Annotated in this window: 6 protein-coding genes; 2 read left to right on the top strand and 4 right to left on the bottom strand. The window is 62.4% G+C overall.

What is annotated here, in order from left to right; genetic code table 11:
* Positions 1-525 precede the first annotated feature (525 nt).
* Positions 526-1,749, bottom strand: a complete 1,224-nt coding sequence (locus R2669_RS23915; RefSeq protein ID WP_316902345.1) for a tyrosine-type recombinase/integrase — start codon at positions 1,747-1,749, stop codon at positions 526-528.
* A 338-nt stretch (positions 1,750-2,087) separates the two neighbouring features.
* On the bottom strand, positions 2,088-3,149 hold the full coding sequence (locus R2669_RS23910) for an SDR family oxidoreductase (protein ID WP_316902344.1): 1,062 nt from the start codon (positions 3,147-3,149) through the stop codon (positions 2,088-2,090).
* A gap of 107 nt (positions 3,150-3,256) precedes the next feature.
* On the opposite strand from R2669_RS23910, the gene R2669_RS23905 reads away from it, so the two are divergent.
* Both R2669_RS23905 and R2669_RS23900 read left to right on the top strand, forming a co-directional pair.
* Positions 3,257-4,162, top strand: a complete 906-nt coding sequence (locus R2669_RS23905) for a LysR family transcriptional regulator (RefSeq protein ID WP_316902343.1) — start codon at positions 3,257-3,259, stop codon at positions 4,160-4,162.
* A 115-nt stretch (positions 4,163-4,277) separates the two neighbouring features.
* Positions 4,278-5,222, top strand: a complete 945-nt coding sequence (locus R2669_RS23900; protein WP_092971204.1) for a chemotaxis protein — start codon at positions 4,278-4,280, stop codon at positions 5,220-5,222.
* Between the two features lie 61 nt (positions 5,223-5,283).
* Here the strand turns inward: R2669_RS23900 and R2669_RS23895 are convergent, their stop codons facing one another.
* The gene (locus R2669_RS23895; protein ID WP_147213904.1) at positions 5,284-5,796 is read right to left on the bottom strand and encodes a hypothetical protein; all 513 of its coding nucleotides are present in this window, start codon (positions 5,794-5,796) and stop codon (positions 5,284-5,286) included.
* An 87-nt stretch (positions 5,797-5,883) separates the two neighbouring features.
* On the bottom strand, positions 5,884-6,528 hold the full coding sequence (locus tag R2669_RS23890; RefSeq protein ID WP_147213905.1) for a TetR/AcrR family transcriptional regulator: 645 nt from the start codon (positions 6,526-6,528) through the stop codon (positions 5,884-5,886).
* Position 6,529 lies beyond the last annotated feature (1 nt).

The raw sequence follows: 6,529 nt of genomic DNA, 5'->3' as shown, positions 1-6,529 counted from the left end.
TTTTTTTTTTTTTATTTTTTTTTTTGTTTTTTTGCCCCCCCCCCCCCCCCCCCCCCCCCCCCATGATCGCCCCTAAATCACCCTCGCCGGGTACGTTGCCGGGCGCTTGCAGCTGCCCTCGACCCGATTTCTATTTTTGCGCCCTGAAAAGAGAGCATCCATGTTTTCCCTCTACCAGCTTGTGCTCGTGAATACGGAGCGGCAACGGAAAAAGGTAATTTCCGTAATCCCGCCCCAAAAAGCAACGTATCTATTTGATCTAACACCACTTTTCGGATTACCCCTACAAGGTAATGTTGAGTAATCGAAAAGGTAATCCCCTCGTAAGTCCTTGATTCTTATAGGCCTACGCAACGCGAGAGGTGACTCTCTACAAAGGTAATGAGATTACCTATAGGTTACCAAGAAATTACCTTTGTTCGATGACCTGGGAAGTCTTGTCCCACAAAGGTTTGCGGCCGAAACGGTGTGAGGGATTACCGAGATTACCTTTTCCCGATGGCGTCCTGAAAATCTGTGCGGCGCCTACCTTGCCGCTGGACGGGCCGCTTCGAGCTCATCCAAGTAGTCCGCCCAGCGCTGCATCATTTCCTTGCGTTGAGGGAGAAACGTCGTCCGGTTGTATGCCCGCCCCAGTGGATCTCGAACCTTGTGCGCGAGCTGCGCCTCGATGACGGCCACGGGGATTCCCAGCTCTTCGTCGAGCAGGGTTCTGGCCATCGCACGGAAGCCGTGCACGGTCATGGTTTGCCCGTCGTAGCCGAGACGGCGCAGGGCTCCAGTGAGGGAGTTGATGCTCATCGGACGCGTCGACGTGCGGATCGAGGGGAAAAGATATCGGCCGTGGCCCGTGAGGCGGTGCAGCTCCTGGAGCAGTTCGACGGCCTGACGTGACAGCGGGACAATATGGTCGGCCCGCGCTGCCTTCTGCGCCTTGCGGCCCTTCATCCGCTCTGCGGGGATCTCCCACGTGGCACCGTCGAGGTCGAACTCCTCCCATTCGGCCTCGCGGACTTCCCCAGGCCGCTGAAACACCAGGGGCGAAAAGCGCAGTGCGCAAAGCACCGCGAAGCTGCCGGTGTAGCCGCGTATCGCGCGGAGCAGTTGGCCGATCTCGTCTTTGTTGGTAACGGCCGCGAAGTGGCTGATCGGCGCCGGCGCCAATGCACCCCGGAGGTCTGCGGTGGGATCGCGTTTGGCTCGCGCCGTTAGCACTGCATACCGCATGACCTGGCCAACGGCGCCTTTGACGCGGTGAGCCGTCTCTACCGTGCCGCGCGCTTCGATGCGTTGGAGCACATGTAGGATTTCCGGCGGCTCGATCTGGGCAATCGGGCGTTTGCCAATAATGGGGAATACGAAGCGTTCAAGCCTGCTCAGAACGTTCTCCGCATGCTTCGCGTTCCAGCTCGGCAGAAACTTGAGATGCCACTCGCGTGCCACTGCCTCAAACGTATTTTGGGCAGCACTGCGAGCCATGATCTTGATGGTCTTGCGTGTGAGAGCGGGATCGATGCCGGCAGAAATTTGCTTGCGCAGCGTCCAGCTCTTTTCGCGTGCATCGCGGAGGCCGACGTCTGGGTAGACGCCGATCGACAAGCGCTTTTCTTTCCCGTCGATCCGATATTTGAGGCGCCACCATTTGCCGCCGGACGGCGACACTTCTAGGTAGAGTCCGTTGCCGTCGAACAGGCGTTGCAGTTTGTCGGCCGGCCTGGCGTTTCGGATCGCGATATCAGTTAGTGACATTTGGGGGCAACTCATTTTCGGGGACCAAAGTTGCCCCCAATGTTGCCCCCAGAGTTGTCGCGCTGCCAACGAATGGCAATGCACGACAGCAGACGACAATCGCCCGCAAAGCCTTGTAATACTGCGATTATTGAGTTTTGTTGTTCCTCAATAAATCATGAGATGGTGGGACGTACAGGATTTGAACCTGCCTGCCTGCGTCGGTAAACCGTCGCCGCTCGACCCATGAGCTACCGTCCCGCCTTCACTATATCGACCCATCCTGAGGAAACCCGAGTCGGGACATCCCCCTAGCCGGATCGGCCAGGGCGTCCTCATCGTGGGGGCATCCGGATGCTCTACCCCGGAATGATCCTGCGCTTGCGCAAGTCGTCGAAGATGCGCATGAACATCGCTTCCGTCTCCACGTATTCGTGAAAGCCGAAGCGGCGTGCCTTGGAGCCGTCGCCGAACATGTCGTAATCCCACGAGAAGACGAAGTCGGCAAAGCGCCACGAAGACACATCGCGGTAGGGCGTGTCTGCCAGACCGTGCCTGGCGATCATGCTCTGCCAGAGCGGCGCCTTGTCGGCCATGACGGTGTCGAGCGACAACGGCAGCGGCGGGGCGACTTCCAGGTCAAAGTACCGCGCGATCCGGGGCCACATTTCGCTCCAGCGGAACAGGTCGCCGTTGTTGATGTTGAAGGCCTGGTTGGCGCAGCGCGGGTCGGTGGCGGCCCACACGGTGGCGCGGGCAAGCAGGTCGGCGTCGGTCATTTCCAGCAGGTGGTCGTACGCGCCGGGTTTGCCGGGAAACCGCAGCGGCAAGCCCAGCTCTTTCGAGATCGACGCATACACGGCGATGGCCACGGCAAGGTTCATCGGGTTGCCCAGCGCGAAGCCGCCCACCACCGACGGGCGGATGGCCGACCACGTCCACGCTTTGCCCTGCTGGCGCGCTTCCAGGAAGGTCTGCTGATCGAACATGAATTCAGGCGGCATGAAGTGCGCATCGGTTTCGCGCGCCGGCGTTTTGAATGGCCCAAGGTGACCGCCGTAGACCTTGTAGCCCTGCATCAGGCTGATGTGCGCGAGGTTGGGCGATGCGGCTTCGATGGCGTCGACCACGTTGGTCAGCATGGCGAGGTTGGGCGGCACCAGCTCGGCCCAGCTCGGACGGTCTTGGTATGCGGCGTAGAAGATATGGGTGACGTTGCCCAGCGCGCCGAGCTTGATGCGCGTGGCGGCCGCGTCGAGCAGGTCGACGGCGATGTGCCGGACGCGCTGTGTCGATTCACCGCCGCGACGCGACAGGCCCACGATGCGCCAGTCGTCCAATGTGGCGAGGTGTTCGATCAGGTTGCGGCCGATCACGCCCTGCGCGCCCACGACGAGCGCGACTTTGTCCTGTGTAGTCATGTTGGTGTTGGATGGAGCCTCGAATCAGCAATGGCTACCAGTATGAAAGGGGTCCGATCTGTGCGATAGACTGCCGATAAGCACAACATCTATGAATTGAAATCACAATGGCGCGGCTCGATGTCAATCGTTTTGGCGAGATGGAAGTCTTCGTGCGGGTGGTGGAAGAAGGCGGTTTCTCGGCGGCGGCGCGGGCGTGCCGGATGACGCCGTCGGCGGTGAGCAAGCTGGTGGCACGGTTGGAAGGCCGGCTGGGCGCGCGGCTAGTGAACCGCTCCACGCGGCGCTTCCAGCTCACGCCGGAGGGCACGGCCTTCTATGAGCGCAGCGTGACGGTGCTGGCCGATCTGGACGAGGCCGAGCGTGAGGCTTCTGCCGGGGCGCAGCCTTCAGGGCGATTGCGCATCAATTCGAATGTGCCGGTCGGCACGCATTTGCTGCTGCCGATCGTGCCGGCGTTTCTGGCGTGTCACCCGGAAGTGTCGCTCGACATTGCGCTCACGGATCGTGTGGTCGATCTGCTGGAAGACCGCACCGATGTTGCACTGCGCAGCGGACCGCTGAAGAGTTCCCGGCTGGTGGCGCGCAAGCTGGGACAGACGCGGTTGATGGTGGTGGCCTCGCCGGCCTATCTGGCGCGCGCCGGCACGCCGCGCACGCCGGCTGATTTGGAGGGCCACAACTGCCTGACGTTCAGCTACGTGCGCGCCGCAAACGCCTGGCCTTTTATCAAGCGCGGTCGCCGCACCGAATTCACCCCGCACGGCAACGCCCAGATCAGCGATGGCGAAGCGTTGCGCGCCGTGGCGGTCGCGGGCCTGGGTTTGGCGCGCTTGGCGGAGTTTCAGGTGCGTGCCGATCTGGAGGCCGGCCGCCTCGTCCCCGTGCTGGAGGATTACAACCCCGGCGAGACCGAAGACATCCATGCCGTCTACGTTGGGCAGGGCGCGCATCTGCCCGCGCGTGTTCGGGCGTTTCTGGATTTCCTCGTCGCGCACGTAAAGGTTGCCTAGGCTTTTGTTTCCCCACGCTGGAAGGGCGCGGCGTTCACATTCGCAAAACGCCTTCAAGTTGCCAAAGGCCGTGCCGTTTACCGCCACATAACGTGTGCTTGAACGGGGGAAGACAATGTCGCAGCACGAAGTCGATGAACGGACCAATCTGACGAACAACAACCGCTTTGAGCTGTTGCTGTTCCGCCTGGGCGAATCTGCGCGTTCCAATCAGCGCGAAATGTTCGGCATTAACGTCTTCAAGGTGCGCGAGATCATGGTCATGCCGCCTGTGACGCATGTGGCGGATGCCGGCGCCCATATCCTGGGTGCGGTCAATGTGCGCGGCCAGATCATTCCCGTGATCGACCTTGCCAGCGTGATCGGCACCAAGAACGGCAATGCCAACATCCTCCTGATTACCGAATACGCGCGCTCGACCCAAGGCTTTGCGGTGGAGGAAGTGGACGAGATCGTGCGCCTGGAGTGGAGCCAGATCTTCCCGGCCGAGGCGAGCGTGGGCAGCAGCAATATCACGAGCCTGGCGCGCCTGGATGGCAATGCAGACAACTCGCGCCTGGCGCAGGTGATCGACGTCGAGCAGATCCTGGTGGATGTGTTCCCGACCCGCCGCACCGATCTGGCGCCGGACAATGACGAGCGGCCGATCAAGCTGCCGCCGGGCGCAAAGCTGCTTGTGGCGGATGACTCGGGCCTCGCGCGATCGCTGATCGCAAACGGTCTGGAGGCGATGGGCACCCCATACGTGATGACCAAGAGCGGCCAGGAAGCGTGGGATACGCTGCAGAACATCGCGCGCGATGCCGCCCGCGAAGGCAAGACGGTGCGTGACAAGATCGCGCTGGTGCTGACCGATCTGGAAATGCCCGAGATGGACGGCTTCACGCTCACGCGCAAGATCAAGACCGAGCCGGCGTTCCAGTCGATTCCGGTGGTGATCCACTCGTCGCTGTCGGGCTCGGCCAATGAAGACCACGTGCGCCGCGTTGGCGCCAATGGCTACGTCGCCAAGTTCGAAGCCAACGAACTCGCGCAGGCCATCGCTTCTGCGCTGGGTTAAGCGCGGCGCCAGCATCGAAACCCGCGCGGCGTGCAATGCGCCGCCGGGCGCTGTCTCTGGATTACTTGCGGCTCTGGTGGTCCCCGCCGAGCGGGTCGACGACGATCATGGTGCGATCGAGCACGCCATTGTCGTCGAAGAGGGCGTTGAAGTGCGCCTGCTGATACCCGAGCACGTACATCCGATATGACCACGCCTCCCGCTTCATCAGCGGGTAGTACTGCGTCGGCTCCTTTGGTGTGCCGAAGCGCTCGAGCACATCGCGTTTGGTCCACACACCAGGGCGCGCCTCGTAGATTTCCTTTTCCGTCAGCATCTGCCGATAGTTGGTGAGCTTGCCGCTTGCATCAAAGTCGGCGGCATAGACTTCGTGGCCCATCGGCTGCTTGGAGTAGATCCAGCGGTGCGTGCCGTTTGCCAGTTGATACGTCTCGGTGGGCGCGCCGAAGGTCTCGCGCACGGCGCTTTCGGGCTGGCCGATCATCTTCTGCCCCGTCTGGATCGGCGTGAGCGACGCGCACGCGCTCAACACCAGCGCGGCGGCGCTGATCCATGTGCCAAGTCGCATCTGCATGGTGGTTCTCCGGTGGGTGGCTTTTGCCTTGATGGTAAACACTTCGAGCGCAAGCCATATTCCATTGACGCACCGGTTCAGTCGTCTCTACAGGCCGTTCTCCACCATTTCCACCACGCGCAAGGCAATGGCGCCGGTTTGCTCCGGCGGGCGCCCGCGCAGCGGCCCATCGATGATGAGCAGCGCCAGCCCGTGCACCGCCGACCATGCGAGGTATTCGGCACCCGGGCGACGTTCGGGCGGCAACACGCCGGCAGCGGTCATGCGGTCCAGCGCCAGGCCCAATAACTGGAACGGGTTCAGGCCGCTATTGCCGGCTTTGGCCGGGTCCGCATCGTTTTCCACTTCGTCGGGCACAGCAAAGGCCGTACGGAAGAGGCCGGTCTCCATCTGCGCAAACCGCAGATAACCCACGCCGATGGCGCGCAGCGACGCACGTGCGCGCACATCCTCGGGCCACGTCGGGTCGATGGCGTCCAACTCGGCCTCCATGGCGCGCGCCAACGCGGCCAACGCCTCTGCCCGCACAGCTTGCAGCAAGTCCTGTCGCCCCGCGAAGTGCCGGTAGGCGGCGTTCGGCACCACGCCAGCGCGGCGCGTAGCTTCGCGCAGCACGATGGCGTCGGGCCCGCCGGCGCGCGCCAGTTCAATGCCGGCGTCGAGCAGCGCACGTCGCAAGTCGCCATGGCGATACGTGCTCCGCACGGGCGGTCGGGGTGGTTCCTGGGTCATG

It is taken from the genome of Ralstonia edaphi, from assembly GCF_958350185.1.
GTDB classification, from domain to species: Bacteria; Pseudomonadota; Gammaproteobacteria; order Burkholderiales; family Burkholderiaceae; genus Ralstonia; species Ralstonia edaphi.
Note: the sequence above shows the minus strand (reverse complement) of the source record. Positions and strands in the feature narration are given on the sequence as shown.

What these genes read in the sequence shown, in the direction of transcription:
- R2669_RS23915 (WP_316902345.1), bottom strand. Translation starts at nt 1,749, where the DNA reads ATGTCACTAACTGATATCGCGATCCGAAACGCCAGGCCGGCCGACAAA.
- R2669_RS23910 (WP_316902344.1), bottom strand. Translation starts at nt 3,149, where the DNA reads ATGACTACACAGGACAAAGTCGCGCTCGTCGTGGGCGCGCAGGGCGTG.
- R2669_RS23905 (WP_316902343.1), top strand. Translation starts at nt 3,257, where the DNA reads ATGGCGCGGCTCGATGTCAATCGTTTTGGCGAGATGGAAGTCTTCGTG.
- R2669_RS23900 (WP_092971204.1), top strand. Translation starts at nt 4,278, where the DNA reads ATGTCGCAGCACGAAGTCGATGAACGGACCAATCTGACGAACAACAAC.
- R2669_RS23895 (WP_147213904.1), bottom strand. Translation starts at nt 5,796, where the DNA reads ATGCAGATGCGACTTGGCACATGGATCAGCGCCGCCGCGCTGGTGTTG.
- R2669_RS23890 (WP_147213905.1), bottom strand. Translation starts at nt 6,528, where the DNA reads ATGACCCAGGAACCACCCCGACCGCCCGTGCGGAGCACGTATCGCCAT.